We start from the raw sequence: 24,447 nt of genomic DNA on the forward strand, positions 1-24,447 counted from the left end.
CATGGATCGATTCCTTTATCTGACCTTCGACGGGCTCAGCCGCGGCGCTGTCTACTCGGCGTTCGCGCTGGCCCTGGTGCTGATCTGGCGGGCCGCCCGGATCGTGAACTTCGCCCAGGGCGCGATGGCCGTCGCGACCGCCTACGCCGGCTATTCGGTGGCGAGCGCGACCGGCTCGTACTGGATCGGCTTTGCCGTCGCGATCGTCGGCGGCCTCGTCATCGGCGCCGTGGTCGAGCGGGTGGTGATGCGCTTCGTCGACCATTCGTCGCCGCTCAACGGCGTGGTCGTGGCGCTCGGCCTGGTGCTGATCATCCAGGGCGTGCTCGGCATGATCTACGGCAACAACTTCCGCCCGGCCGAGGCTCCGTTCAGCCGCGACGCCTTCCAGGTCGGCGGGGTCGCGCTCCTCTCGCGCTACGACCTGTTCGTTTTCGCGGCGGTGGGCGCGGTGGTCGTCCTTCTCACGCTTCTTTTCACGCGTACGTCCACGGGCCTGCGCATGCGGGCAGCGGCCTTCGCCCCGGATGTCTCCCGGCTGCTCGGTGTGCCGGTCGGCGGCATGCTGACGCTCGGATGGGCGCTGGCCGCCGCCGTCGGCTCGCTGGCCGGAATGCTCGTCATCCCCACCGAGCTGGGCCTGCACCCGAACGCGATGGACCTCCTGTTCATCTCGGCGTTCACCGCGGCGGTGCTGGGCGGCCTGGACAGCCCGGTCGGCGCGGTGGTCGGCGGCCTCGTGGTGGGCCTGCTGCTCGCGTACGTGAGCGGTTATCTCGGCGCGACCGTGGCGCCGATGGCCGTGCTGATCCTGCTCGTGGTGGTGCTGCTGGGCCGGCCGGACGGCCTGTTCTCGAGGGCGAAGGCGAGGACCGCATGACGACGTTGGCGCAGCGCGCGGCGAAGACGGGAAATAGCCAGAAATCGGAGCGGAACAAGCTCATTCCGCTGGCGGTGGTGATAGCGAGCGCCGCCTTGATCCTGGCCCTGACTTACGTACTGCCGCCGTTCCGGAACTACCAGCTGGCGACGATCGGCGCGTACCTCTGCGTGACCGCGGGCCTGACCGTCCTCACCGGACTCAACGGCCAGCTCAGCCTCGGCCACGGCGCCCTGATGGCGACCGGGGCGTACACGCTGGCGCTCTGGCAGGACAAGTTCAACCTGTTGCTGCCCGGCATCGTCGTGGCGATCGCGGTGACGACGCTGGTCGGCGCGGTGATCGGGCTGGCGGCGGCCCGCCTGCGCGGTCCCTACCTGGCCGGCCTCACCCTCGCCGTGGCCGTGGTGGTCCCGAGCATCACCAGCACGTTCGACGAGACGTTCAACAGCGATCAGGGACTCTCCGTGGCCCTCGATCCGCCACCCGGCGTGATTCCGGTGGAGCAGTGGCAGGCCTGGATCTGCTGGGCCGCCGCCCTTTTGACGGTGCTGCTTCTCGCGTACGTCATCAGGGGTCGATTCGGCCGTGACATGCGCGCGGTGCGCGACGACGAGACCGCCGCCAAACTCGCGGGAGTCGGCGTCGCCCGTACCCAAGTCATTGCTTTTGTCATCTCCTCGGCCTGTGCCGGCCTGGCCGGCGCCCTTTTCGCCGTGCTCGCCCAAAGCGTTTCTCCCGGCGCCTTTCCGCTCACGCTCTCGCTGTTCCTGGTGATGGCGATCGTGATCGGCGGGCTGGGCCGGATCTCGGGGGCGCTGATCGGCGCGTTCCTGCTGGTGGCGCTGCCGTCGGCGGCCCAGTCGATCGCCGAGGACGCGGGCTCGCAGCATCTCGAGGGCAACCTCGCGCTCACCGTCTTCGGCGTCGTCCTCGTCCTCGTCATGCTCGCCGCACCCGGCGGTCTGGCTTCCCTTCGAATTCCCCGAATGAACCGTAAGCAGAAAGGCCAAGAATGAAACGCACAGCGACCGCGACCGTCCTCGCCGCGCTGCTGCTGGCCGCAGGCTGCAGCAACGGAAACGGCAATAGCAGTGGTGGCAGCAGCGATACCCCCGGCGTGACCGACACGGAGATCCTGGTCGGCACGCACCAACCGCTCACCGGCCCGGCCGCGGCCGGCTACTCGTCGATCGCCCCGGCCACCAAGGCCTACTTCGACTACGTCAACGCGAACGGCGGCGTGCACGGCCGCAAGATCAATTACAAGATCATGGACGACGGCTACAACCCGGCCAACACCCAGACCGTCGTCCGCCAGCTCGTGCTGCAGGACAAGGTGTTCGCGATCCTCAACGGGCTGGGCACGCCGACGCACACCGGCGTGCTCGACTTCCTCAAGACCAACCGGGTGCCCGATCTCTTCGTGGCCAGCGGCAGCCGCAGCTGGAACCAGCCGGACAAGTATCCGGGCACGTTCGGCTTCAACCCCGACTACACCGTCGAGGGCAAGATCCTGGCCTCGTACGTCAAACAGACCTACCCGGGCAAGAAGGTCTGCTTCCTCGGCCAGGACGACGACTTCGGCCGCGACAGCCTGGCCGGCATCGAGAAGATCCTCGGACCGGTCACGGCCAAGCAGAACTACGTGACCAGCAGCCCCAACGTCGGCCCGCAGATGGGCGCGCTCAAGGCCGCGGCCTGCGACGTCGTCATGCTCGCCACGATCCCGGGCTTCACCGCTCTCTCGATCGGCACGGCCGCGAAGATCGGCTTCAAGCCGCAGTTCGTGGTCAGCAATGTCGGCTCCGACCCGACCACGGTCAGCAAGACGCTGGGCGCCGCGGCGCCGCTGCTCGAGGGCGTCGTGGCGGCGAACTACCTGCCGCTGGCGACCGACGATGCCAACCCGTGGATCCAGCTTTACAAGAAGGTCAACAGCCAATACAACGGGAACGCCGAATTCGACAACAACGTCGTGTACGGCATGTCCGTCGGCTACCTGTTCGTCCAGGCTCTGCAGGGCGCCGGGAAGGATCTGACCAGGGACAAGCTGACCGAAGCCGTGCAGAAGGGCGGATTCACCGGGCCCGGGCTGGTGCCGGTGCGCTACTCGGCGCAAGATCATTCGGGGTACGCGGGTGAGCAGCTGACCAAGCTCACCGGCGGCAAGGCGGTGTACTTCGGCACGCCGTTCCAGACCGACGACGGCGACGGCGCGGTCACCGCGTACTCCGGGGCGGCATCCACGCCTCCCCAGAACGGCATTCCCGCGGCGCAGTAGCGTCGGGGTAAATCTTTTCAAGCGAAGGAGCGGCGATGGCGGACCAAGTGGCGATCGTGACCGGAGCCAGCAGGGGAATCGGCTTCGCCATCGCGCAACGCTTCGTTGCCGAGGGTTACAAGGTCGCCATCACCGGGCGCAACGCGGAGGCGCTCGCGCAGGCCGCGCTCGACCTCGGCGGCCCGGAGGTGGCGATCGGCATCCCCGGCAAGGGCGATGACACCGACCACCGGGCCGCCGTGATCGACACGGTGCTCGGCCAGTTCGGCCCGATCACCACCCTGGTGAACAACATCGGCATCAACCCGGCGTACGGCCCGCTCGGCTCGCTCGACCTGGGCGCCGCCCGCAAGATGATCGACGTGAACGTGCTCGGCACCCTCGGCTGGGTGCAGGAGGCGCTGCGCGGCGGTCTGTCCGAGGGCGGCGCCATCGTCAACATCTCCTCGGTCTCCGGCGTGCGCCCGGCGCCGGGGATCGCGTTCTACGGGGTGACCAAGGCCGCGCTGATCCACCTCACCGAGGAGCTGGCCGTCGAGCTGGCGCCGAAGGTGCGGGTCAACGCGGTCGCCCCGGCCGTGGTCAAGACCAGGTTCGCGACGGCGCTCTACGAGGGCCGCGAGGAACAGGTCGCGGCGACGTACCCGCTGGGCCGCCTCGGCGTGCCGGAGGACGTGGCCGGCACCGTCGCGTTCCTCTGCGGGCCGGACGCCGCCTGGATCACCGGCCAGACCGTCGTCATCGACGGCGGCGTCACGCTGACCGGGTCGGTGCAGTGAGGCGGGTCGTGGTCACCGGCGCCGGCGGCGGCATCGGCGCGGCGCTGGCCCGCCGCTTCGCCGCCGACGGCGCCCGGGTGATGGTCAGCGACCTCAACGCCCCGGCGGCGGAAGCGGTCGCGAGCGAGATCGGCGGGCTGGCCGTGCCCGCCGACGCGGCGAACGAGGACGACACCCGGCGCCTGATCGAGACGGCCTGGGCCGAGCTCGGCGGCGTCGACCTCTTCTGCTCGAACGCGGGCGTGCTGACCGCCGGCGACGAGAACACGCCCGACGAGGCGTGGCAGCGGGACTTCTCGGTCAACGTGATGTCCCATGTTTACGTCACCCGCCACCTGCTCCCCCGCTGGCTCGACCAGGGCGAGCCGAAGAGGCTGCTGGTCACGGTCAGCGCGGCCGGGCTGCTCTCGATCCTGGGCAGCGCCACCTACGCGGTGACCAAGCACGGGGCGCTGGCGTACGCCGAGTGGCTGCGCGCCACGTACGCCCATCGGGGTTTGATCGTGCAGGCGCTCTGCCCGCAGGGCGTGCGCACCGACATGCTCACCCGCGGCAACGAGCGCGACAGCGCGAGTGCCCGGCTGCTGGCCGAGGGCGCGCTCGAACCGGCCGAGGTGGCCGAGGTCGCCGCCAAGGCGATCGAGGGCGAGAGCTTCCTGGTCCTCCCGCACCCCGAGGTGGCCGACTACTACAAGCTGCGGGCCACCGACACCGACCGCTGGCTCGGCGGGATGAACAAGATCCAGCGGGCGTTCGAGGGTGATCGCGCGTGAAGGGCCTCGATCTCGACAAGCTGCAGGCGTTTCTCGGGTCCCGTCCGCTCAGCGGTCAGATGTTCGCCGGGGGACGATCCAATCTCACGTACGCCGTGACCGACGGTGAGCAGCGGTGGGTGTTGCGCCGCCCGCCGCTCGGGCACGTGCTGCCGACCGCCCACGACATGGTCCGGGAGCACAAGGTTCTCGAGGCGCTGTCCAAGGCCGGTTTCCCCGCGCCGACGCCGGTGCTGCTCTGCACCGACGTGGCGGTCATCGGCGCGCCGTTCTACATGATGGAACATGTCGAGGGCCGGATCTACCGCGACGAATCTGATTTGTCGGGTATAGGCGACGAGCCCCTGCACGACCTGGTGCTTCGCTTGGTGGACACACTCGCCGACCTGCACGCGCTCGACCCGGCCGCGATCGGCCTCGCCGACTTCGGCCGGCCCGAGGGCTTCAACCAGCGCCAGGTCGGCCGCTGGAAGAAGCAGCTGGACGCCTCCCGCAGCCGCGAGGTGGCCGGCATCGACGAGCTGCACGCCCGGCTGGCCGTCGACATCCCGGCCGGCGGCCCCGGCGCCGTCGTGCACGGCGACTACCGGCTCGACAACGTGCTGATCGGCCCGGCACTGGAGATCAACGCGGTGCTGGACTGGGAGATGTCCACGCTCGGCGACCCGCTCAGCGACGTGGCGCTCATGCTCGTCTACGCCGGCCTGCCGCTGCAGGTCAGCGGGGGCCGCGCGACCGTGCCGCTCAAGGTCGCCGGGCATCCGTCGCTGCGCGAGATGAGCGACCGCTACGCCGGGCGGAGCGGCCGTGATGTGAGCGACCTGCACTGGTACGTGGCCTTCGCCGCATTCAAGCTCGCGGTGATTCTCGAGGGCGTGCACTACCGCTACGTTCAGGGCCAGACGGTCGGTGAGGGCTTCGATTCGATCGGCAACCTGGTCGGCCCGCTGGTGATGCGCGGCCACGAGGCGCTGGAGGGGAACTGATGGAGTTCGGCTTCGACGCGAAGACCGAGGACTACCGCAAGCGGCTTCAGTCCTTCATGGACGAGCACGTCTACCCGGCCGAGGCGCTCCTGGGCCACCACGAGGGCTGGGAGCCGCCGCCGGTGCTCGCCGACCTGCAGGCGCGCGCGAAAAGTGAGGGCCTGTGGAACCTCTTCCTGCCCGGCGAGCACGGCGCCGGCCTGACCAACCTCCAGTACGCGCCGCTGGCCGAGATCACCGGCCGCAGCCCGCAGCTCGCGCCGGGCGCGCTCAACTGCGCCGCCCCCGACACGGGCAACATGGAGGTGCTCGCCGAGTTCGGCTCGCCCGCCCAGCAGCAGGAGTGGCTCGAGCCGCTGCTTAGCGGTGAGATCCGTTCCGCGTTCGCGATGACCGAGCCGGGCGTGGCCTCGTCGGATGCCACGAACATCGGCACCCGCATCGCGCGCGACGGCGACGACTACGTCATCAACGGCCACAAGTTCTTCATCACCGGCGCGATGAACCCGAACTGCAAGGTCTTCATCGTCATGGGCAAGACCGACCCGTCGGCCGAACGGCACCTGCAACAGAGCATGATCCTGGTCCCGCGGGACACGCCCGGCCTCACCGTCAAGCGCGGGATGCGGGTCTTCGGGTACACCGATGGGGATCACGGCGGCCATGCCGAGGTGCTCTTCGACGACGTACGCGTGCCCGCCTCGAATTTGATCGGCACCGAGGGCAGCGGTTTCGCGATCTCGCAGGCGCGGCTCGGCCCCGGCCGCATCCACCATTGCATGCGCCTGATCGGCATGGGCGAGCGCGCGCTCGAGCTGATGTGCACGCGGGCGCTCTCCCGCACCCCGTTCGGACGGCCGCTGGCCGAGCAGGGCGTGGTGCAGGACTGGATCGCCGAGTCACGGGTGCGCATCGAGCAGGCCCGGTTGCTCGTGCTCAAGGCCGCCTGGCTGATGGACACGGTCGGCAACAAGGGCGCACACACCGAGATCCAGGCCATAAAGATCACGGTCCCGTCCACCGTCGAGTGGATCATAGACAAGGCCATTCAGGCGTACGGCGCAGCCGGCGTCAGCCAGGACACGCCTTTGGCGGCGCTGTGGACCGGAGCGCGCACACTGCGCCTGGCCGACGGCCCCGACGAGGTCCACAAGCGATCGCTGGCCCGCCGGGAGCTGAACCGCTACCGGAGCGAGAAGTGACTGCTTCCCCGCAACGCGTGGACGGCCGCACGGCCCGCTCCGAACGCACCCGCAACGCCATCGTTGACGCGCATCAGCAGCTCATCCGCGAGGGCGACCTGCGCCCCACGGCGGAAAAGATCGCCAAGCAGGCCGGCGTCTCGCTGCGCGCCTTGTGGAGCCACTTCGCCGACATGGAGGCCCTGTTCGCCGCCAGCGGCGAGCGGGTCCTGGAGCTGCGGGACGCCTCACACCGCCCGATCTCGGCCACGCTGCCGTTGGCCGAGCGCATCGAGGCGTACGCGAAGCAGCGCGGCCGCCTCCTGGAGCAGATAGCCCCGAACGCGAAGGCGGCGGCCATCAAGGAGCCGTTCTCGGAGACGCTGCAGCGCTACCGGCGCCTGCATGTGGCCCGCGTACGCGACGAGCTGGCCGTCCTGTTCGCCACCGAGATCGACGGCAACGACGAGCTGCTGAACGCCTTGACCGCGGTCAGCATGTGGCCCACTTGGTCCACCTGGCGAGAGCCGATGAACCTGTCAGTGGCGGCGTCGCGGGCCGCCCTGGCCCGCACCATCACCGCCCTGCTGACCACCCCGTAAAACAAGCCGTCATGCGAAGGCCTGGCAGCAGGCCCTGCTGCCAGGCCTTCTCCAGTTCGGCGAGCAGGTCCGGAAGACTCAATCCAAGGTCAACCGCGACCGGCTCGGCGAAGTCGGGCGGTGGCGGCACCGTGACAGTGCCGTCGATCGGGCACATCACCTGCCGCGGCTCGACCCAGAAGGGGACCTCCGTAAACCACCAGCGCCTCGATGCCACCGACATCGACCACCTCGGCGTAGTCCTGCACCTCCTCGGAGACGCGCCAGTAGTCGGTGTCTTCCTCGTCCACCTCGTCGTCGCCGTCCGGAGCGTAGGGCCCCGCCCACAACGGCATCGCATCGCGAGGCAAGAGAATCAGCGGTCCGCCAAACGATCGAACCCAACCCATTCGCGTCAGCCTGCGTTACTTGGGCACCCGCTGAGAGTCTCCATGAAGACCCGGACACGGCGGGGCGAGCTCAGTCCTCCAGACGGGTGGGACGCGATCCAACCCGCAGCGCTCTGAACAAGTCGTCGACCGAGTCGGCGTACCGGAAGAGCGAGGCGTCACGGCCCGCGAAGAAGGTCCCGTCGCCGGCGATGTAGATGGTGAAGTGAAAACCGTCGGTGCCGACCGGGCAGAGGCTCTTCCCGGCCAGAGCCGAACATTGCCGGGCGGTGCGGGCGTCCCGGGAGGTCGCCACGGCCGTGGGGTCGAAGAGCGTCCAGCTGAACTCCCGCTCGCCGTGCAGCAGGAGGCTCGGCTCGTGGGTCAGGCGCAGAAACGCGAAGCGCTCGAGAAAATCAACCGCCGCGGCCGACACTTCGAAGCCGAGCGACCGCAAGGAGTCCACGAGGTCGTTGACGTCCACCCGGCGACCCTTCCTTCACGACAGTGATATCCGCGTCTCCTAGCATGAGCCAGTGGGATGCTCACTGGATCACCCGATCGATGGTCGCCAACGTGTTGTTCCCGGCCTCTACCGCTGCATGACGCCGGTGACGATCCTGGCGCCACGGCCGGTTGGGCCGGGCGGGCAGGTCCAGGCCGTGCCCACGTCCTACCCGCACGGCGAGCTCTACTACGACGACTCGGTCGAGCCGATCGCGGTCTGTCCGTGCGGGAAGCTCGCCGTCACGGTCTGCGGGCAGTGCCGGCGCTATCGGTGCCCGGAGTGTCAGCCGGCCGGCCACCAGATCTGCGCGGACTGCGCGGCCACCATCACGCCGCCCGACGCCGAGGATCGGGAGCGACTGCTCGCGTTGGCCGCGCGGACGCCTGATCCGAACGAGCGGCTGCTGCAGGCCGCCATGGTGCTCGAGAAGGCGCCGGGCGCGGACATCTACGCGGCCCTCTACCGGGTCTGCCCGTTCCTGCCGTTCCTGCCGGGGATGAGCTACTGGGAGCCGTTCGAGGCGGTCTTCCCGCCGGGCGCGCAATGGGTGCCGTGGGACTCGGGGATGATCGGGCGGTGGTTCGCAGCGCGGGCTGCGGCTCAGCGGCTCGCGCCATCGTTCGAGATCACCGAGGGGCGCGTTTTCTCCCAGATATCGTACGGATGGCGGCTCATCGCCGGCAGCACGGTTCGCCTGGACGACGGTCTCACCGATACCGCGTTCGTGCTCACCGACGGGTCGATCGTCCGGGCGACAGCGCCCGAGGAGCGCCGGCCGGGACTGATCGCCACCCGCCGCACCGAGGCCACCGGGATCAACCTGCTGGCGCTCGCCGAACTGGGTGGGCTGCTCGGCCTGCGGCTACCCGCCGGCTGACCGGCGGGGCTGGGCGTTGCGCAGGCGGATGCCGCTGTAGCCGGCCGTGCTCTCGATGACCTCGTCCCAGAAGGACCACAGGTTGGCCAGCAGCCGCAGCTGGATGCCGGCAGCCTCGTGGCAGTCGAGCAGGTTGCCCACCGGCTCCGGCGGGCCCAACGGCGTGACCACGTCGGTGGCGACCAGGGCGTGTGGCTCGGCGCCTGGTGAGGACACGTGGTGGAACTGCGTGTCGGCGAAGCGGTAGGCGTACAGCGTTGTGTTCTGCATGGCGGGGAGCCACGCGTACTCGATGGCGTGCACGCGATCGCCCGAGCCCGCGCCGATGATGCGGTCGCGGTCGGCCTGGGTGGTGCCGTCGCGCACCCAGGCCATCGCGCGCGGGCATTGCCGGGGAAACCAATAGCTAGGCGCGTTGCGCCCATCGACCGCCCACACGTACGGCGTGTCCGTGCCGGACGTGGCGGCCACGTGCGGGGCGAAGCGGGTGAGGGTCGGGTCCTCCGAGAAGTGCAGCACCTGGCCGGGTTCCGGTCGCATCGGGACAGCCTGTCACAGCACGACGACGGAGCGAGCACCCTCCCCTCTGGACATGCGGTCGAACGCCGCGGGTACGTCGGCCAGGCCGATGCGGTCGGAGATCAGGTGGTCGACCGACAGCGTGCCGTCGAGCACGTCGGCGGCGAGCCGCGGGATCTCGGCGTCGAAGTCGGCGGCGCCGTACACCGAGGAGCGCAGTGTGCGCGCCGACGAGAAGATGTCCAATGCGGACAGCTGCACCAGGTCCTCGTTGCTGCCCATGCCGACGACCGTCACCTTGCCGCCGCGGCGGGTGGCCCGCCAGGCCGCGCGGATCGTGACGGCCCGGCCGACGCACTCGATGGCGTGGTCGGCGCCGCGACCCCCGGTGCGCACCCGGATCTCCTTGGAGAGCGTGTCCGAGGAGACCACGAAGTCGGTGGCGCCGGCCGCCTCGGCCAGGCCCTTCTTGGCCTCGGAGACGTCCACGGCGATGACGTCGGAAGCGCCGGCCGCGCGGGCCGCCGCGACCACCGACAGGCCCACGCCGCCGAGCCCGATCACCACGACCGACTCGCCGGCGGCGACCTGGGCGGTGTTGCGGACCGCGCCGACGCCGGTCAGCACGCCGCAGCCGAGCAGGGCCGCTCGGTCGAAGCCGAGCTCGGCGGGCACCCGGATCACCGCGTTCTCGGGGGCGACGACCTGGGTGGCGAACGCGCCGAGGCCGAGTGCCACGTGAACGGGCGCGCCGTCGAGGGTGATGCCGTTCTCCAGGGCCGCGATGCCCGAGGAGGTCGAGCAGAGCCAGGGCTCGCCCTGCGTGCAGAACCAGCAGCTGCGGCAGGGCGGCTGCCAGTTGAGCACCACGTGGTCGCCGACCGCCGCGCGGGTCACGTGGTCGCCGGCCTCGATCACCTCGCCGGCCGCCTCATGGCCCAGCACCAGGGGGTACGGGGCGCGGAGCGTCCCATTGATCATGGACAGGTCGGAGTGGCAGACGCCGGCCGCGCGCACCCGCACGCGCACCTGGCCGGGCCCGATCTCAGGCAGCCGCAGCTCGGCCACCGCGGGCCGCTCTCCGGATGAACGAACTACCACGCCGTTGAAGTATGTCGTCATCTTTGAATCGCCTTCACCTGACGGAACTCAGCAAGACCGTACTCGCCCAACTCGCGCCCGACGCCCGACTGCTTGTATCCGCCGAACGGGGCGGCCGGGTTGAAGGCGCCGCCGTTGATGTCGACCGCGCCGGTCCGCATGCGCCGGGCCACCGCGAGCGCCCGCTCGTCCGACCCCCACACGCCGCCGGCCAGGCCGTACCGGGAGTTGTTGGCGATCGTCACGGCGTCGTCGTCGTCGGCGAACGGGATGATCGACAGCACCGGGCCGAAGATCTCCTCCTGGGCGAGCTCGCTCTCCGGGTCGACGTCGGCGAAGACGGTCGGCGCGACGAAATATCCCTTCTCCGGTAGCGGGGCGTCGAGCCCACCCGCCACCAAGCGAGCCGTGGCCCGCTCGACGAAGCCACGGACCCTCTTGCTCTGAACCCCCGACACCAGCGGCCCGAGCCGGGTCGCCTCGTCGAAGGGGTCTCCCACGGTGTAGCCGGCGGCGGTCTTGGCGGCCAGCGAGACCGCCTCGTCGTAGAGCGAGCGGTGCACCAGCATGCGGGTCCAGGCCGTGCAGGTCTGGCCGGAGTTGAGGAACGCGTTGCCGACGCCGACCTTGACCGCCTTGACCACGTCGGCGTCTTCGAGGATCACGTTGGCCGACTTGCCACCCAGCTCCAGCGCCACCCGGGCGATGCGGTCGGCGGCCGCGTGCGAGATCGCCCGGCCGGTCGCGGTCGAGCCGGTGAACGAGACCATGTCCACGCCCGGGTGCCCGGCGATCGCCGCGCCCACCACCGGGCCCGTGCCGGTGACCAGGTTGAGGACCCCGGCCGGCACGCCCGCCTCGGCGGCGGCGTCGAACAGCAGGTACGCCACCAGCGGCGTCAGCTCGCTCGGCTTGAGCACGACCGTGCAGCCCGCGGCCATCGCGGCGGCAACCTTGGCCACCACCTGGTGCAGCGGATAGTTCCACGGGGTGATCGCCCCGACAACTCCCACTGGTTCGTGCTCAATCAGGGAATTTCCGATTTGCTCAGAATTTTCCGGCCGCCCAGCCAAGTCGGCGTATCCCCGCAAGACGGCGAGCGGAAGTCCCGCCTGCACATTTTTAGCAACCTTGAGCGGCGTCCCCAGCTCGAGCCCGACGGTCTTCGCAATATCTCCCGCCCGCGCGGCGAGCGCGGTATGCAGTCGATCGAGCACCGCGGCCCGCTCGGCCGGCGGAAGCCCGGCCCACGCGTCGAAGGCGTTGCGAGCGGCGGCCACCGCACGGTCGACGTCCGCGGCCGTGCCCGCCGGCACGTGCGCGATGACCTCCTCGGTCGCGGGGTTCTCCACCGGGATCGTCTCGGTCGAGGCGGGCGGCACCCACTCCCCGCCGATGAAAAGATGCGGACGGTCGAGCGATGTCATCGGCGAGCACCAATCTCTTGACGGGCCATCAGCCCACTGATCATCAGGTCGAGGCCCAGTTCGAAGGCGCCTTCGTCCACGGCCTCATGATGCGCCGCCAGCAGCGGCGCACGGTGCAGATGCGGGTACTGGTCGTACAAGCCGGGATCGATGTCGAAGCCCAGCGCGAACGAGCCGAGCGCCGAGCCGGTCACCAGGTACCGCATCAGCGCGCCGATGTGCGTGGCGCGCGCGGGCGGCCAGCCGGCGTCGACCAGCGCCCCGAACACCGCCTCGGCCATGGCCAGACCGGCCGGGCGACGGCCGGGACCCTGCGCGAGGACCGGCACGATGTTCGGGTGCTCGGCGAGCACCGCGTGGTACGCCTTCGCCCACGCGCGCAGCGCCTCGTGCCATTCCAGCCGGCCGAACACCGACAGGTCGACCTGCTCGACCACCGCGTCGGCAACGGCGTCGACGATCTCGGCCTTGGTGGCGAAGTGGTTGTAGAGCGACGGCCCCTGCACGCCCAGCTCGGTGGCGAGCCGGCGCACGGACAGCGCGTCCAGCCCTTCGGCATCGACCAGCGCCGAAGCCGCCGCGACGATCCGCTCGCGGGTCAACAGGGCTTGGCGAGGTCGGGCCATGTTCAGAGATCTCCCAACAAGTTGCACTGGACATGCTAAAACTTACACCGCTAGTTTAAGCGACATGGACTTCTCGCTCACCGACGAAGAGCGTGCGATTCGCGACACCGCTCGTCAGTTCATCACCAAAGAGGTCATGCCGCTGGAGCAGGAGGCGCTGCTGCGCGAGCGCCGCCACCAGCCCGGCCTGGAGCTCAGCGAGCTGCGCGAGCTCCAGCAGAAGGCCAAGAAGTTCGGCTTCTGGGGCCTGTCCACGCCGGAGGAGTACGGCGGGATGGACCTGCCGGCCGTCCTCCAGTCGCTGATCTGGACCGAGGTGGGCCGCACCTTCGTGCAGTTCAAGTTCGGCGGCGAGGCCGACAACATCCTCTACTACGCCAATGACGCGCAGAAGGACGAGTTCCTGCGGCCCACGATCGAGGGCGACCGGATCTCCTGCTTCGCGATCACCGAGCCGGGCGCGGGCTCCGACGCGGCGAACATCAAGCTGCGCGCGGTCCGCGACGGCGACGACTGGGTGCTCAACGGCGAGAAGACGTTCATCACGAACGGCAACGACGCCGACTTCGCGATCGTGGTCGCGGTGACCGACCCGGAGAAGAAGGCCAGCAACGGGGGCGCCACGGCCTTCCTGGTCGACCGCTCGATGGGCTGGCGATCCGAGTTCATCCAGACCATGGGCGAGGGCGGTCCCGCTTCATTGATCTTTGACGACGTACGGGTACCGCACCGCAACATCCTCGGCGAGATCGGCCAGGGCTTCGAGCTCGGCATGAAGTGGATCGGCAAGGGCCGTTACCTCATCCCCTCCAACGCCCTGGGCATCGCCGAGCGGGCGCTGGGCATGGCGATCGAGTACGCGAACACGCGCGAGACGTTCGGCAACCGGATCGGTACCAACCAGGCGATCCAATGGATGCTGGCCGATTCCGAGGTCGAGCTGGAGGCGGCCCGCTGGCTGATCCTGCGCGCCGCCTGGACTGTGGACCAGGGCTGGGATCCACGGCATGCTTCGTCAATGGCGAAGCTGTACGGGGCCGGCATGGTCAACCGGGTCGTGGACCGGGTCATGCAGATCCACGGCGGCATGGGCTACACCCGTGAGCTCCCGATCGAGCGGTGGTACCGCCAGGTCCGCCTCATGCGGATCTACGAGGGCACCGACGAGATGCAGCGCCTGATCATCTCCCGCGACCTCCTGCGGGGGTACACGAAGATCGGAGGGCACCTCGCATGACGCAACTGTCGCTGGCCACCGTCCTGGCCGAAGCGGCCCGTAAATACCCCGACAAGCTCGCCGTGATCGACAGCGCGACGACCGAGCGCATCATCTACCGCGACCTGTGGAAGCAGACCCTCGCGTACGCGGCGGGCCTGCGCGAGCTCGGCATCGGCCCGGGCGACACGGTCGCGATCCAGATCCCCAACCTCGCCGACTTCCCCCGGGTCTACTACGCCGTCCTCTCGGTCGGCGCGACGATCGTCCCGATGCACCTCCTGCTCACCCCGCAGGAGAACGCCTACGTTCTAGCCGACAGCGGCGCGAAGCTGCTGGTCGCGCACTCCAGCCAGCTCGCCAACGCGGTCCAGGCGTCCAACCTGGCCGGCGTCGGCGTGGTCTCGGTCGGACCGGCGGTCGAGGGCGTGCGCCGCCTCGAGGACGCGGCCGCCGCGGTGAAGCCGCTGCGCACGTACGTCTCGCGGGAGGCCGAGGACACGGCGGTCGTGTTCTACACGAGCGGCACGACCGGCAAGCCCAAGGGCGCGCTGCTCACCCACCTCAACCTCGTGATGAACACGATGGTCAACGTCTTCGACATCCACGAGCTGTACGAGGACGACGTGGTGATGGGTTGCCTGCCGCTGTTCCACACCTTCGGCCAGACCGTGGGGATGAACGGCACGTTCCGGCTGGGCGGGACCATCGTGCTGCTCGCCCGGTTCACCGGCGAGGCCGCGATCAACCTGATGGTCCAGGAGAACGTGACCATCTTCCACGGCGTGCCGACCATGTACATCGGGCTGCTCGAGGCCGCGGCCAAGGCCGATCGGCTGCCCGCGCTGCGACTCTGCGTGTCCGGTGGCGCCTCACTGCCCGTGGCGGTGCTGGAGAAGTTCAGCGAGACCTTCCACGCCACCGTCTTCGAGGGGTACGGCCTGTCCGAGACCTCGCCGACCGCCACCACCAACCAGCCCGCGTTCGGGGTCCGGCCCGGCACGGTCGGGCACCCGATCTGGGGCGTCGAGGTGGAGATCGCCCGGCCCGAGATCGACGAGCGGATCGAGCTCATGGAGACCGGCGAGCTGGGCGAGATCGTGATCCGCGGGCACAACGTGTTCTCGGCGTACCTCAACAACCCGGAGGCGACCGCGCAGGCGGTCGTCGACGGCTGGTTCCGCACCGGCGACCTCGGCACCAAGGACGAGGACGGGTTCATCACGATCGTCGACCGCAAGAAGGACCTGGTGATCCGGGGCGGCTTCAACGTCTACCCGCGCGAGGTCGAGGAGGCCCTCGCCCGGCACCCGGCCGTGCAGCAGGTCGCGGTGATCGGCGTGCCCGACCCGGTGCACGGCGAGGAGATCTGCGCGGTGGTCGTGGCCGACCCGGGCGGGATCACCGCCGACGAGCTCATCGAGTGGTCGCGGGAGAAACTCGGCAAGCACAAGTACCCGCGTCAGGTGCGCTTCGCCGACGCGCTGCCGCTGGGTCCGAGCATGAAGGTGCTCAAGCGGGAGCTGCGGAAGACGTACTCAGGCTCCGAGTAGCGGAGGCAGGGCGGCGACGATCGGCTTGTCCGCGGGCAGCCAGTGGACCGAGTCCAGCTGGTCCACGGACAGCCAGCGCATGGCGGTGTGCTCGAGGGCTCTCGGCTCGTCGCCGTCCAGCAACCGGACCGCGAAGACCCGCAGGACCGCGCGCCCGTGCGCGAGCGGCACGTCGGGGCCGATCCGGGCGCCGACCTCGACGCGGACGCCCAGCTCCTCGACGCACTCCCGGGCCAGCGCCTGCTCGTCGGTCTCGCCCGGCTCCACCTTGCCGCCGGGGAACTCCCACCGGCCGGCCACCTCGGGCGGCGCCGAGCGCTCGCAGGCCAGCACGCGACCATGCGTGATAATCGCGGCCGCGACGATCACCTTGCGTGATCTCACGGCGCTGACGTGCTGTTCCCCTGGCATGAGGTCAAAGGATCCCACAAAAGTTCACCGTTCCGGTTGCCCGAGCCGTCCCGATCGTCACGCAAACACGTATATGTGGGCGTGGACATGGTTGACGTGGAAGACAAGACTGTGGGGCACCGACCATGACGACACGGCGACAGTTTGGCCACAAGCCGGCAACGACGCCTAGGGGGTGCGGCGATGCGGGCCAGAAAACGTCGGGCGAACGGCTCCGACTATCTGAGCGACGCACTTGCTCTGCTGAGCGGCTGGACGCGTGACGGCGTTCAGCTCAAGCGCGAGTTGGCATGCGACGAGAGTCAGCATGCCGCTTTGACGGAACGGATCAAGGTGGCGGCGGACACACTGCACATTCGCCCCAGCATCCGGCGGCTCGACGGTCACACACAGATCTGTCTGGGCGCCCGCGACGGCGACGCCATCACGGACGGTGAGGTCACCCTCGCCGCCCGCATCGAAGACTTCTACCGGACCGTTGTCGGCACTACCTCACCCACCCCATAGAGGCGCCTCGCTAGGCTGCCGCCATGGCTGATGTCATCTACGACAACAAGGGTCAGCTCCAGCAAGTGGAGAGTGGCCTGCTCGACGGCGAGCAGATCATCGCCGTCTACGACGCGATCGGGGCGGGCACCGGCTTCATCGGGCTCACCAACCGGCGCATCATCATCCAGGACAAGTCCTTCGTCGGTAAGCGCGTGGCGATCACGAGCATCCCGTACTCGAAGGTCAGCAGCGTGAGCGTGGTGAGCAACAAAAGCTGGGCCGGCGAGTTCTTCTCCTCCGGCACGATCGTCATCACCGTGGGCACGCACCAGCACGAGGTCGAGTTCCGCGGGGTGGAGAAGACCCAGCACGTGCACAACGTGATCCTGCACTACTCCGCGTAATTCAGGACCCTGGTGGGCAGCGGCGTCTCCACCACCGAGCCGTCCGCTGCCCGCTTGAGCTCGTACCCCTGCGGGCCCGCCTTGTCCGCCACGACCTCGTGCAGCGAGGTCCCGCGGTAATACAGGCCCGCGCCGTCGTCGGTCGCGTAGCCGTCGCCGAGCGTGCCCGCCGCGATCAACTCGTGCATCTTGGGCCGGCGCTGCGCCTCGCCGTCGTAGTGCACGCCGTTGCTGTACGGCAGCCAGCCCAGCCCGTCGGTGAAGCCGCGCAGCTCGGGGCCGTAGCTGTCGGTGCTGCCGCCTTGGTGCCAGCAGATCGAGCCGGCCGAGATGCCGGCCAGCACGACGCCGGACTGCCAGGCCTCGTGCAGGATCGCGTCGAGGCCGTGCGCCCGCCAGACCGCGCAGAGGTTCGCGACGCTGCCGCCCTCGACCCAGATGACGTCCTGGCTCAGCAGGTGCGCCCGGATGTCGCCGACGTTCGGCATCGGGAACAGCGCGAGGTGCGACGGGCGGAACTCAGTGCCGGCGAACGCCGCATAGCAGGCGCCGATCAGCGTCTGCGGATCGCCGGTGGCCTGGGTGAGCACGCAGATGCTGGGGTTGCTCGCGCCGGAAAGCTCGGCGGCGAACCGGTGGATCGGCCCGGCGTGCACGTCGTACGGGCCGCGGGGGCCACGCCGGAAGCCGGCGCTGGTGGCGAGGATCGTGGGCGCGTCGGCAGTCACCGGATCATCATGGCGCACGCGTCGGCGGTGTCGAGGACGAGATCGGCGGCCACGTCGATGGCCCCGGTCAGGTGCAGCGGGTCGCCCTCGACCCCGCCGAACATCGCGTCGACCCGCTCCCGGAACCGCTCGGGGGCGCCGGGCAGGGCGGCCGCCGCGGCGACCGCGCCCTTCTCGTTGATCAGCCACTCCCTGGCGGCGCCGTGCAGGGCGTGCGCGCACACCCCGACCAGGCGGAACAGGCAGCCCGCGACGTACGCGCTGTCGCCGCGGGAGACCGCCTTGCGGGCGACCGCGACCAGGAAGTCGGCCTCCCACAGGCCGGCGACCAGGGCCTCGGACAGCTTGGCCGGATAGACCCGCATCCGCTCCCGCGCCTCGGCGAGCTCGCCGGTGGGATCGGCCAGGCTGCGGCTGAGGGCGAGCTCGCCGACGTACGCGAAGTCGGGGAAGCCGAGCGGGTGACCGGTCTGCTGGTGGAAGCCGTACTTCCCGCGCTCGGCGTCGGACCACACGGCCAGCACCCGGTCGAGGTCCCGGTAGATCCAGTCAACCGCGTGGCCGTCTATCCGGAGCCAGCCGCCGCCGTCGACCCACGGACCCCAGCCGCCCGGGGCGGTCACCATCGCGGTGGGCCCGGCGATCGACTTGGCCAGGCGGTCGAGGCGGTCGACGTCGAGCGGGGACCGGTAGTAGAGGCCGACGTCGGTGTCCGAGTCGGGGGCGTGTGACCCGCGCGCCCGGCTGCCGCCCAGGACGATGCCGGCGACTCCGGGCACTTCGGCGACCCGCTCGGCAACCTCGAGCAGACGGGCTTCGGTCAGCGGCACGATCTCAGTCTTCCCCCGCGCGGGCCGGCAGGCCAGCCCTTCTCAGCAGGCCAGCCCTTCTCAGCAGGCCAGCCCTTCGAGATAGCTCAGCTCGTCGGCGCTGAGGGCCAGGCCGGGCAGCGGGAGCGACGCGTCCTCCTCGCGGCCCCGGTTCGGGCAGATCGCCTTCCGGCCGAGCGGGACGCAGAAGTTGAGGGCCTCGCCGCAGTTCTTCTTGGCGGCGGCGTGCTGGGTGCCGAGGGCGACCACCCGATGCTCCGGCTGGCGGGTCACCACCGCGTCGATCAGGGTCCGGCCGGTCGGCCGTCCGTCGGTGAGCGTGACCAGATAGCGCAGGGTCTCGACGCCCTTCACGCCGGGCGACTCGACCTTGGTGGCGCCGCGCGGCAGACCGGGGTCGCGGACAAGCCTCGTCTCGTACGGGATCTCCCGGGTCTCCACCTCGGTGCGGGTCGTGCGCACCGGATCGGCAGAAGCCGGCGGCGGCGCGACCGGCGCGACCACGACGGGACTGGAGGCCGCGGGTGCGGCCGGCGCTGCGGTTTGGGGCGATCTGGTCGCCGTACGATCGGATCGGTTGGAAAAACGACGCTCAGCGTGAGGTTTCGCGGCGGCCGGCCGGGCAGCTCCCGGCTCTTCGAGGGTCGCCGGCGCCGGCGCGGCCTGCCCCACCTCGGTCACGATCCGCGGCCCTTCGCCGCCACCGCCCGTGAGGGTCGCGATGCCCACGACCCCGCCCGCGACCACCGCGAGAACGGCGCTTGCGCCGGCGGCCATCCGCACCCCGAACGGCAGCCGGGCCCACCAAGACTTTCGTGGCATTTCGAGCAGTTGCTGCCAAGAGTCACTAGTTGTCTGGTTTTGCACCCCAGCATTGTGCCGGGCGCGGCCCGGAATGCCAACCCCGGGGGCCTTTGTCCGCTTTAAGCCGTTGCTTCGTCAGATAAGTAGGTGCGCATGCGGGTCGTAGGATCAATGGCATGACCGCCACCCCGCCGGTTCCGCCGCTCAGCGCGGACGAGGAAGCGGTCATGCGTGCCCTCGGGCGGCTCATGCTGGTGCTGCCCCGCTCGCTCAACCACGACCTCGAGCGCGACCAGCGGATGGCGCTCAGCGAGTACAGCGTGCTGCGGCATCTCTCCGAGTCGAAATGCGGGCTCATGCGCATGAGCGAGCTCGCCCAGGCCTGCGACATGTCGCTGAGCGGCATGACCCGGCTGGCGGCCAAGCTCGAGGCCAGCGGCTACGTGAAGCGCATCAAGTGCGAGGACGACGCCCGCGGGTGGAACGCGGTGCTCACCTCCCAGGGCCTGGATCGCCTCCGGGAGGCCTGGCCGACGCATCTCTCCAGCGTCCGGCGCCGCATCTTCGACCACCTCGGCGATCTCGACCTGCAGTCCCTGGCGAAGGCCCTCGACGCCATAGCCGGCGAATAAATCCGCTTTGCCTCGGCGATTGTCGGCTGCGGCTTGACGTATGCCTTTATGGGTATACGATTGGGCCATGGCACGAGCGGCAACGACGACAGACGCGTTCAACGCGGTGGCCGAGCCCCGGCGGCGGCAGATCCTCGATCTGCTCGCCCAGGGCGAGCGCCCGGTCAACGACCTGGTCGCGATGCTCGGCCTGGCCCAGCCCCAGGTCTCCAAACACCTGCGGGTGCTGCGCGAGGTCGACCTGGTGCGCGTCCGCGACGAGGGCCGGCAGCGGCTCTACCGGGTGAACCCCGGGCCGCTGCGCCCGATCCACGACTGGTTGCGCAAGTACGAGCAGGTCTGGAACGAGCGTTTCGACCTGATGGACACCATCCTGACGGAGCTCAACGAGGAGGATTCTCATGGCGACGACTAGCGGCACGGCCAAGGTCACACTCCCGGCCGACACCCAGATCCTGATCACCCGCGAGTTCGACGCGCCGCGCCACAACGTGTGGCGCGCCTACACCGAGCCGGAGCTGATCAAGCGCTGGTGGGCCGGCAAGAAGGGCAACGTGACCAGCGTCGAGGTCGACCTCCGCGTCGGCGGCGGCTGGCGCTACGTGATGACGGCGAACGGGGGCTTCGAGGTCGCCTTCCACGGCGAGTTCCGCGAGGTCGCCGCGCCCGAGCGGCTGGTCAACACCGAGGCCTTCGAGGGCATCCCCAACCCCGACGACAACGCGGGCCTGATCAGGGTGACCCTGACCGAGAAGGAGGGCCGGACGTATTTCGAGGCCCTCTGCGAGTACAACGACAAGGCGACCCGGGACGCGGTCATCGACTCCGGGATGGAGTCGGGCATGCAGGAGGGCTACGACGAGCTCGAGCAGATCGCGGTCTCGCTGTCCTGATCAGCCTTGCGGCCCCAAGCCGTACGCGTGGAGGGCCGCGTCCAGCATCTCCATCTGCACCATCGCGGGGTAGGACGTGGGGTCGGCGGCCGCGAAGGCCGCCGCACCCTCGACCATCGCGCTCAGCGCGAGCGCCACGGTCGGCACCCGCTCGGCCCACTCCGGCGCGGCCGCGCCGACCAGCCGGACCAGCCTCTCCCGCCACATCCGGTTGTTGCGCCGGTGGATCTCGATCAGCTCGTCGTCGGCGAAGGCCGCGGCCAGGAAGCCGATCCACACGACGCTGCCGTTGATGGTCTCCTCGTCGATCGCCAGGCCCTGCCGGAGCACCGCCCGCAGCGCCTCCCGTGGCGAGGCCGCCGACGCCTCCAAGGCCTCGACCCGGCGGCGGGACGTCTCGTGCAACAGCTCGCGCGCGTGCCGCAGCAGCGCCTGCCGGTTGGGGAAACGGTGCATCACCAGGCCCGTCGTGCAGCCGGCCGCGGCCGCCACGGCCCGCACCGTGAGACGCTCCAGACCCTGCTTGGCCAGCACATCCCACACCGTGCGGGACAAGGCCTCCTGCTGGGCCGGCCGATCCGCCGTCCGTGACACGCGTCTCCCCTTCCCTATCCGTAACAGGCGCCCTCCGCCGGCTCGACGAGGCCAGCGCCGAGGTCAAGCGCATGTATGTCGAGCCCGCCAGCCGCGGCTCCGGCGTGGCCACTGCCCTGCTACGTACGCTGGAGGCGAAGGCCCGCGACCGCGGCTGGAGCACCCTGCGGCTCGAGACGGGCACCGCCCAGCCGGACGCCATCCGCTTCTACGAGCGCGAGGGCTACCGCCCGATTCCGCTGTACGGCGTCTACGTCGGCTCGGACCTGTCACTCTGCTACGAGCGGGCTCTGTAACTCCCAAGGAAAGATCGGACTTGCTGACAACCCCCACGGCCATAACGGTGTCTTGCCGGGTGTGACGACCGTAATGAAGCACCGACCGGCCGGAACGGCGAGCGGCACGGAGCAGGAGTTCCGGGTTTTCGTCCAGGGGATCGCCGCATCGCTGCACCGCACGGCGTACCTGCTGTGCGGGGACTGGTACCTGGCGGACGACCTTGTCCAGGAGGCGCTGGCGAAGGCCTACAGCCACTGGCGCAAGGTTCAGCGTGCCGACAACCCGTCCGCGTACGTGCGACGCATCCTGATCAACGAGTCGCGACGTAACTGGCGCCGGAACAAGAACCTGACCGTGCATCCGGACGATCGGGTGGCCGACATCACCGTCTCCGACATGTCGGACCACGTGGTGAACCGGGCCGAGTTGCTTCAGGCGTTGCAGTCACTGCCCAAGCGGCAGCGGGCGACGGTCGTCCTGCGGTTCCTCGAAGGGCTCAGCGAGCGGGAGACCGCCGAGGCCCTGGGGTGCAGCGAGGGCACCGTCAAGAGCCAGACGAGCCGGGCGTTGATCAAGCTCAAGTCCGTCCTGAACCGAGGAGACAGCTGACCATGTCGTACGACGACAACACCGAGCAGCGCCTGAGCGCGGCGCTGCAGGGCATGGTCGGGGACCGTCCGTGGGCGCCCGACCTCGACCAGATCGAAAGCCGGGGACGGAAGCTGCGGCAGCGCCGGATCGCGTGGCGCGCGACCGCCGGCACCAGCTTCGCGGTGGCCGCCGTCGCCGCGATCGCGGTGGCCACCAGCGGCACTCAGACGCCTTCCCAGCAGCTCGCCGGCCCGACCCCGGCGACCTCGAGCGCCGCCGCGGCGGAATCCCCGCTGGTTCAGCTCGTCGGCTACCTGTCCAAGGCTTCGCCGCCGGTGGGAGACGCGACGCTGCTGCTGCGCGACCAGGTGTTCGACAGCGGGCTCAAGGTCGACGTCTGGGACCTGCACGCCGACAACGGCGACTACTACTTCGCGAAGACCAAGGGCGCCCTGCCGGCCCAGGTGAAGAACGGGCACAAGCAGGACGACGAGGCCGGCCGGAAGAAGGTGATCGCCGCGGCCAAGAAGGCGGCCACCGGCGACCTGAACGAGGCCCGCAAGGACATGGCATGGGCGTACGTCCCGGCCAACCCCAAGGTCAAGCCCACCCTCGACGACCCCGGCGTGGTGCCCCCCGCCCCGACCAGCGCCAAGATCCCGAAGGGCCTCAAGGAGCTGGCCCAGCTCAACACCACCGACAACTGGGTCTGGAACAACTCGATGGACGCCCTGCGCGACGGCGCCGGCAACCCGCAGGTCCGCGCGGGCGTGCTGCGCCTTCTCGGCCAGATCCCCGAGATCAAGGTCGCGAAGGGCACCTACCAGGGCCGGGCCGTGCTCACCCTGACCGCCGGCAAGCCCGCCATCACCCCGGCCGAGACGCTGACCGTCGACGCCGAGACCGGCCTGCCGATCAGGCTCACCAGCGATGGCGTGGTCGTCAACTACACGGTGACCAGGGTGACCATCGCTGACGTCGCCCACGGCAAGTTCTGAGCCGGCTTCCTCAGATGACCGGGTCGCCTTCTCCCAGGGCGACCGTCGGGAGGTGGCCGTCGAAGTCGACGGCGGAGTAGAGAGCCAGCTTCTCCAGGCGGTGGTAGCTGTCGATCACGCGGATCGTGCCGCTCTTGGAACGCATGACGATGGACTGGGTGTGCGCGCCGCCCGAACGGTAGCGCACACCCTTCAGCAGGTCGCCCGAGGTCACGCCGGTGGCGACGAAGAAGCAGTTGTCGCCGGTCACCAGGTCGTCCGTGGTCAGGACGCGGTCGAGGTCGTGCCCGGCGGCCAGGGCCTTCTCTCGCTCGGCGTCGTCCCGCGGCCAGAGCTTCGCCTGGATCATGCCGCCGAGGCACTTCAGGGCGCAGGCCGCGGTGATGCCCTCGGGGGTGCCGCCGATGCCCATCAGCACGTCCACATCCGACTCCGCGCGCGCCGCCGAGATGGCGCCGGCGATGTCGCCGTCCGAGATGAACTTGATGTTGGCGCCGGCCTGGCGCACCTCCTCGACCAGGGTGGCGTGGCGGGGACGGTCGAGGATGCAGACCGTCACGTCGGAGACGCTGGAGCGCTTGGCCTTCGCGATGCGGCGCAGGTTTTCGGCCGTAGGGGCGTTGATGTCGACCACGTCGGCGCAGTCGGGGCCGACCGCGATCTTCTCCATGTAGAAGACGGCGCTGGGGTCGAACATCGCGCCGCGCTCGGCGACCGCGAGAACGCTGACCGAGCCGGGCATGCCCTTGCTCATCAGGGTGGTGCCGTCGATCGGGTCCACGGCCACGTCCACCTCGGGGCCGGTGCCGTCGCCCACCTGCTCACCGTTGAAGAGCATGGGGGCTTCGTCCTTCTCGCCCTCACCGATGACCACGATGCCACGCATCTGGATCGAGTTGATGAGCTTGCGCATGGCGTCCACGGCCGCGCCGTCGCCACCGTTCTTGTCGCCTCGGCCCACCCAGCGGCCCGCGGCCATGGCTGCGGCCTCGGTCACGCGGACCAGGTCGAGGGCGATGTTGCGGTCGAGATCCTGCGGAACCCGGGCAGGCATGGAGCGCCTCCTCGCGACGTTGCGGGGCTGGTAGTCCCACGATCCTCACATGGGCGGATG

General features: G+C 69.8%; 30 protein-coding genes and 1 pseudogene. 19 read left to right on the forward strand and 12 right to left on the reverse strand.

Annotated elements, in window-relative coordinates; all coding sequences use genetic code 11:
• The first annotated feature begins 1 nt into the window (after position 1).
• Genes ACQPZX_RS45430 through ACQPZX_RS45465 form a run of 8 tightly spaced genes read left to right on the forward strand, consistent with a single transcriptional unit; the run spans position 2 to position 7,485 of the window.
• Positions 2-880 carry a branched-chain amino acid ABC transporter permease gene (locus ACQPZX_RS45430; RefSeq protein ID WP_433370388.1) on the forward strand — a complete coding sequence of 293 codons (879 nt, stop codon included), beginning with the start codon at positions 2-4 and terminating at the stop codon, positions 878-880.
• Positions 877-1,899, forward strand: coding sequence for a branched-chain amino acid ABC transporter permease (locus ACQPZX_RS45435; RefSeq protein WP_433370391.1), 1,023 nt, complete (start codon positions 877-879; stop codon positions 1,897-1,899). The genes ACQPZX_RS45430 and ACQPZX_RS45435 overlap by 4 nt, the downstream gene beginning before the upstream one ends.
• The gene (locus ACQPZX_RS45440; protein ID WP_433370394.1) at positions 1,896-3,164 is read left to right on the forward strand and encodes an ABC transporter substrate-binding protein; all 1,269 of its coding nucleotides are present in this window, start codon (positions 1,896-1,898) and stop codon (positions 3,162-3,164) included. Before ACQPZX_RS45435 ends, ACQPZX_RS45440 begins: the two co-directional genes overlap by 4 nt.
• A 35-nt stretch (positions 3,165-3,199) precedes the next feature.
• Positions 3,200-3,943, forward strand: coding sequence for an SDR family oxidoreductase (locus tag ACQPZX_RS45445; RefSeq protein WP_433370397.1), 744 nt, complete (start codon positions 3,200-3,202; stop codon positions 3,941-3,943).
• Positions 3,940-4,716: an SDR family oxidoreductase gene (locus tag ACQPZX_RS45450; protein ID WP_433370400.1), complete on the forward strand. Its 777-nt coding sequence runs from the start codon at positions 3,940-3,942 to the stop codon at positions 4,714-4,716. The genes ACQPZX_RS45445 and ACQPZX_RS45450 overlap by 4 nt, the downstream gene beginning before the upstream one ends.
• Positions 4,713-5,702, forward strand: a complete 990-nt coding sequence (locus ACQPZX_RS45455) for a phosphotransferase family protein (RefSeq protein WP_433370403.1) — start codon at positions 4,713-4,715, stop codon at positions 5,700-5,702. Before ACQPZX_RS45450 ends, ACQPZX_RS45455 begins: the two co-directional genes overlap by 4 nt.
• Positions 5,702-6,904, forward strand: coding sequence for an acyl-CoA dehydrogenase family protein (locus ACQPZX_RS45460; RefSeq protein WP_433370406.1), 1,203 nt, complete (start codon positions 5,702-5,704; stop codon positions 6,902-6,904). Before ACQPZX_RS45455 ends, ACQPZX_RS45460 begins: the two co-directional genes overlap by 1 nt.
• The gene (locus tag ACQPZX_RS45465; RefSeq protein ID WP_433370409.1) at positions 6,901-7,485 is read left to right on the forward strand and encodes a TetR/AcrR family transcriptional regulator; all 585 of its coding nucleotides are present in this window, start codon (positions 6,901-6,903) and stop codon (positions 7,483-7,485) included. Before ACQPZX_RS45460 ends, ACQPZX_RS45465 begins: the two co-directional genes overlap by 4 nt.
• Positions 7,486-7,574: 89 nt before the next feature.
• On the opposite strand, the gene ACQPZX_RS45470 is transcribed toward ACQPZX_RS45465, so the two are convergent.
• Together ACQPZX_RS45470 and ACQPZX_RS45475 are read right to left on the reverse strand one after the other, a co-directional pair.
• Complete coding sequence (locus tag ACQPZX_RS45470; RefSeq protein ID WP_433370412.1) at positions 7,575-7,874, reverse strand: Imm21 family immunity protein; 300 nt, start codon at positions 7,872-7,874, stop codon at positions 7,575-7,577.
• 70 nt (positions 7,875-7,944) lie between these two features.
• Positions 7,945-8,337, reverse strand: a complete 393-nt coding sequence (locus ACQPZX_RS45475; RefSeq protein ID WP_433370414.1) for an SUKH-3 domain-containing protein — start codon at positions 8,335-8,337, stop codon at positions 7,945-7,947.
• A 127-nt stretch (positions 8,338-8,464) separates the two neighbouring features.
• On the opposite strand from ACQPZX_RS45475, the gene ACQPZX_RS45480 reads away from it, so the two are divergent.
• Positions 8,465-9,238 (forward strand): hypothetical protein, encoded by a 774-nt coding sequence (locus ACQPZX_RS45480; RefSeq protein WP_433370417.1) that lies wholly within the window; start codon positions 8,465-8,467, stop codon positions 9,236-9,238.
• Here the strand turns inward: ACQPZX_RS45480 and ACQPZX_RS45485 are convergent.
• From ACQPZX_RS45485 to ACQPZX_RS45500, 4 genes are read right to left on the reverse strand one after another with little or no spacing between them, the layout of a single operon-like run.
• On the reverse strand, positions 9,224-9,778 hold the full coding sequence (locus ACQPZX_RS45485) for a DUF6886 family protein (protein WP_433370420.1): 555 nt from the start codon (positions 9,776-9,778) through the stop codon (positions 9,224-9,226). The genes ACQPZX_RS45480 and ACQPZX_RS45485 overlap by 15 nt on opposite strands.
• 12 nt (positions 9,779-9,790) lie before the next feature.
• Complete coding sequence (locus ACQPZX_RS45490) at positions 9,791-10,879, reverse strand: alcohol dehydrogenase catalytic domain-containing protein (RefSeq protein ID WP_433370423.1); 1,089 nt, start codon at positions 10,877-10,879, stop codon at positions 9,791-9,793.
• Positions 10,876-12,285, reverse strand: coding sequence for an aldehyde dehydrogenase family protein (locus tag ACQPZX_RS45495; protein ID WP_433370426.1), 1,410 nt, complete (start codon positions 12,283-12,285; stop codon positions 10,876-10,878). The genes ACQPZX_RS45490 and ACQPZX_RS45495 overlap by 4 nt, the downstream gene beginning before the upstream one ends.
• Positions 12,282-12,911 carry a TetR/AcrR family transcriptional regulator gene (locus ACQPZX_RS45500; RefSeq protein WP_433370429.1) on the reverse strand — a complete coding sequence of 210 codons (630 nt, stop codon included), beginning with the start codon at positions 12,909-12,911 and terminating at the stop codon, positions 12,282-12,284. Before ACQPZX_RS45500 ends, ACQPZX_RS45495 begins: the two co-directional genes overlap by 4 nt.
• Positions 12,912-12,975: 64 nt before the next feature.
• On the opposite strand from ACQPZX_RS45500, the gene ACQPZX_RS45505 reads away from it, so the two are divergent.
• Together ACQPZX_RS45505 and ACQPZX_RS45510 are read left to right on the forward strand one after the other, a co-directional pair.
• Positions 12,976-14,148 (forward strand): acyl-CoA dehydrogenase family protein, encoded by a 1,173-nt coding sequence (locus ACQPZX_RS45505; RefSeq protein ID WP_433370432.1) that lies wholly within the window; start codon positions 12,976-12,978, stop codon positions 14,146-14,148.
• Positions 14,145-15,680 (forward strand): long-chain-fatty-acid--CoA ligase, encoded by a 1,536-nt coding sequence (locus ACQPZX_RS45510; protein WP_433370435.1) that lies wholly within the window; start codon positions 14,145-14,147, stop codon positions 15,678-15,680. The genes ACQPZX_RS45505 and ACQPZX_RS45510 overlap by 4 nt, the downstream gene beginning before the upstream one ends.
• Here the strand turns inward: ACQPZX_RS45510 and ACQPZX_RS45515 are convergent.
• A complete protein-coding gene (locus tag ACQPZX_RS45515; protein ID WP_433370438.1) occupies positions 15,666-16,091 on the reverse strand; it encodes a (deoxy)nucleoside triphosphate pyrophosphohydrolase in 426 nt (141 codons plus the stop codon). The genes ACQPZX_RS45510 and ACQPZX_RS45515 overlap by 15 nt on opposite strands.
• Before the next feature lie 183 nt (positions 16,092-16,274).
• On the opposite strand from ACQPZX_RS45515, the gene ACQPZX_RS45520 reads away from it, so the two are divergent.
• Together ACQPZX_RS45520 and ACQPZX_RS45525 are read left to right on the forward strand one after the other, a co-directional pair.
• Entirely contained in the window at positions 16,275-16,598 is a 324-nt protein-coding gene (locus ACQPZX_RS45520) for a 4a-hydroxytetrahydrobiopterin dehydratase (protein ID WP_433370441.1), read from the forward strand.
• Positions 16,599-16,621: 23 nt separating this feature from the next.
• On the forward strand, positions 16,622-16,984 hold the full coding sequence (locus ACQPZX_RS45525) for a PH domain-containing protein (RefSeq protein WP_433370444.1): 363 nt from the start codon (positions 16,622-16,624) through the stop codon (positions 16,982-16,984).
• Here the strand turns inward: ACQPZX_RS45525 and ACQPZX_RS45530 are convergent.
• Genes ACQPZX_RS45530 through ACQPZX_RS45540 form a run of 3 tightly spaced genes read right to left on the reverse strand, consistent with a single transcriptional unit; the run spans position 16,972 to position 19,364 of the window.
• A complete protein-coding gene (locus tag ACQPZX_RS45530) occupies positions 16,972-17,712 on the reverse strand; it encodes a Type 1 glutamine amidotransferase-like domain-containing protein (RefSeq protein ID WP_433370447.1) in 741 nt (246 codons plus the stop codon). The genes ACQPZX_RS45525 and ACQPZX_RS45530 overlap by 13 nt on opposite strands.
• Positions 17,709-18,542, reverse strand: coding sequence for a nucleotidyltransferase domain-containing protein (locus ACQPZX_RS45535; RefSeq protein WP_433370450.1), 834 nt, complete (start codon positions 18,540-18,542; stop codon positions 17,709-17,711). The genes ACQPZX_RS45530 and ACQPZX_RS45535 overlap by 4 nt, the downstream gene beginning before the upstream one ends.
• Positions 18,543-18,602: 60 nt before the next feature.
• Positions 18,603-19,364 carry a G5 domain-containing protein gene (locus ACQPZX_RS45540; RefSeq protein WP_433370453.1) on the reverse strand — a complete coding sequence of 254 codons (762 nt, stop codon included), beginning with the start codon at positions 19,362-19,364 and terminating at the stop codon, positions 18,603-18,605.
• Between the two features lie 158 nt (positions 19,365-19,522).
• Between ACQPZX_RS45540 and ACQPZX_RS45545 the strand changes: the two genes are divergently transcribed.
• The 3 genes from ACQPZX_RS45545 to ACQPZX_RS45555 all read left to right on the forward strand — a co-directional run bounded on the left by ACQPZX_RS45545 (position 19,523) and on the right by ACQPZX_RS45555 (position 20,871).
• The gene (locus tag ACQPZX_RS45545; protein WP_433370456.1) at positions 19,523-19,978 is read left to right on the forward strand and encodes a MarR family winged helix-turn-helix transcriptional regulator; all 456 of its coding nucleotides are present in this window, start codon (positions 19,523-19,525) and stop codon (positions 19,976-19,978) included.
• A 67-nt stretch (positions 19,979-20,045) separates the two neighbouring features.
• Positions 20,046-20,393 carry an ArsR/SmtB family transcription factor gene (locus tag ACQPZX_RS45550; protein ID WP_433370459.1) on the forward strand — a complete coding sequence of 116 codons (348 nt, stop codon included), beginning with the start codon at positions 20,046-20,048 and terminating at the stop codon, positions 20,391-20,393.
• On the forward strand, positions 20,380-20,871 hold the full coding sequence (locus tag ACQPZX_RS45555; RefSeq protein ID WP_433370462.1) for an SRPBCC family protein: 492 nt from the start codon (positions 20,380-20,382) through the stop codon (positions 20,869-20,871). The genes ACQPZX_RS45550 and ACQPZX_RS45555 overlap by 14 nt, the downstream gene beginning before the upstream one ends.
• Here the strand turns inward: ACQPZX_RS45555 and ACQPZX_RS45560 are convergent, their stop codons facing one another.
• Positions 20,872-21,465, reverse strand: coding sequence for a TetR/AcrR family transcriptional regulator (locus ACQPZX_RS45560; protein WP_433370465.1), 594 nt, complete (start codon positions 21,463-21,465; stop codon positions 20,872-20,874).
• A gap of 26 nt (positions 21,466-21,491) precedes the next feature.
• Here ACQPZX_RS45560 and ACQPZX_RS45565 point away from each other — a divergent pair.
• The 3 genes and pseudogenes from ACQPZX_RS45565 to ACQPZX_RS45575 all read left to right on the forward strand — a co-directional run.
• Positions 21,492-21,761, forward strand: a pseudogene (locus tag ACQPZX_RS45565) (GNAT family N-acetyltransferase); the annotation flags it as partial.
• A gap of 73 nt (positions 21,762-21,834) precedes the next feature.
• Entirely contained in the window at positions 21,835-22,353 is a 519-nt protein-coding gene (locus tag ACQPZX_RS45570; RefSeq protein ID WP_433370468.1) for a SigE family RNA polymerase sigma factor, read from the forward strand.
• 2 nt (positions 22,354-22,355) lie between these two features.
• Positions 22,356-23,333 (forward strand): hypothetical protein, encoded by a 978-nt coding sequence (locus ACQPZX_RS45575; RefSeq protein ID WP_433370471.1) that lies wholly within the window; start codon positions 22,356-22,358, stop codon positions 23,331-23,333.
• Positions 23,334-23,343: 10 nt separating this feature from the next.
• On the opposite strand, the gene glpX is transcribed toward ACQPZX_RS45575, so the two are convergent.
• Entirely contained in the window at positions 23,344-24,387 is a 1,044-nt protein-coding gene (gene glpX, locus ACQPZX_RS45580) for a class II fructose-bisphosphatase (RefSeq protein ID WP_433370474.1), read from the reverse strand.
• Positions 24,388-24,447 lie beyond the last annotated feature (60 nt).

The sequence above is a fragment of the Actinoplanes sp. CA-142083 genome, from assembly GCF_050942195.1.
Taxonomy (GTDB): Bacteria; Actinomycetota; Actinomycetes; order Mycobacteriales; family Micromonosporaceae; genus Actinoplanes.